This window comes from Streptomyces sp. NPDC058052, assembly GCF_042885515.1.
Lineage (GTDB): Bacteria > Actinomycetota > Actinomycetes > Streptomycetales > Streptomycetaceae > Streptomyces.
Window position 1 is genome coordinate 1 of record NZ_JBHVRX010000089.1, and the last position, 1314, is coordinate 1314.

Here is a 1314-nt window from a genome sequence, read left to right on the forward strand (position 1 = left end):
TGCCAATTGAGATAACTGACTACTATTTCACTCATATTTTGCCCGAGTACACCTGATAACATAAAACTTGTACTAATAAAGCTGATAGCTGTAATTCGTTTGACGGGAGGATATGTTTCAGTTGTGTACGTAATCGCTACTGGAGAGAATGCTGCAGCGAAGATACCTTGCAATGCGCGCATGATAAGTAAAAGCATAAATGAATGTACGAATCCTATGATTAAGCAAATGATGACTAGCGCGCTAATACCCACCAGTATCGTTTTTATTCTGCCGAACTTTTCAGAGATGGTGCCGTAGAAAAGACAACTTATTGAATAAGTGAGTGAGAAAACAACACCATTCAATGTTGCTACTGATTGAGGAACATGAAAGTCTTCTGCAAAAGCTGCGGTTAAAGGCAATGCTGTGTATAAACTACCCATCACGATAATTCCTGAAATAAACATAATTGTCGTGATGAGATTATAGTTTCTACTGTCTTCCATTCATCTTCATACTCCTTTCAAATTTTTAGTCAACGTTACTATTATGCCAGTTTGATTTTAAATTCTAAAGGGGAGATTTAATTGGTGAATATTACCTATATTAAAGATAAATTAGCTGAAGTCTATAATGATGCATATGATGCTCAATATTATTTTTTATAATAAGGAAACTTTTATATTGACATAGTAAAAGTGTAAGCTTAATATATACCTAGTATAAAAAATATACTAGTAGGTGTGAGTGATGAAAATAGAATTGGGATTAACATCTTTTGCTGAGAATAGCGATATTGTTATGCCTGATGGCAAGCATGAATCTATTAGTCATGCACAACGAATTCGAAATATTGTCGAAGAAATTGAACTCGCCGATCAACTTGGTTTAGATATCTATGGTTTAGGCGAACATCACAGAAAAGACTATGCAGTTTCTGATCCCGTAACAGTTTTAGGCGCTGCAGCTGCAAGAACACGGCACATTAAATTATCATCTGCTGTTACGGTCTTATCTTCTGATGATCCGGTTAGAGTATATGAGAGATTTTCGACTTTAGATGCTGTATCTAATGGCCGAGCTGAAATCATGATTGGTCAAGGTTCATTTATCGAATCTTTCCCTCTATTCGGTTATAATTTAAATGACTATGAAGATCTATTTAATGAAAAACTTCAAATGTTGCTTAAAATCAACAAACATGAAATCATAAGTTGGGAAGGTAAATTAAGACCAAGTTTAGAAGACACTGGCATTTACCCACGAGTAGAAAATGGCGAATTACCTATATGGATTGCTACAGGTGGTACGCCTGAATCATCACTCAGAGCT

General features: G+C 35.3%; 2 protein-coding genes. One reads left to right on the forward strand and one right to left on the reverse strand.

Annotated features, from left to right (window positions below; all coding sequences use genetic code 11):
• On the reverse strand, window positions 1-488 hold a 488-nt coding region (locus ACFVU3_RS40100; protein ID WP_390073715.1), incomplete at its 3' end, for an MFS transporter.
• Window positions 489-732: 244 nt separating this feature from the next.
• On the opposite strand from ACFVU3_RS40100, the gene ACFVU3_RS40105 reads away from it, so the two are divergent.
• On the forward strand, window positions 733-1314 hold a 582-nt coding region (locus tag ACFVU3_RS40105), incomplete at its 3' end, for an LLM class flavin-dependent oxidoreductase (protein WP_390073716.1).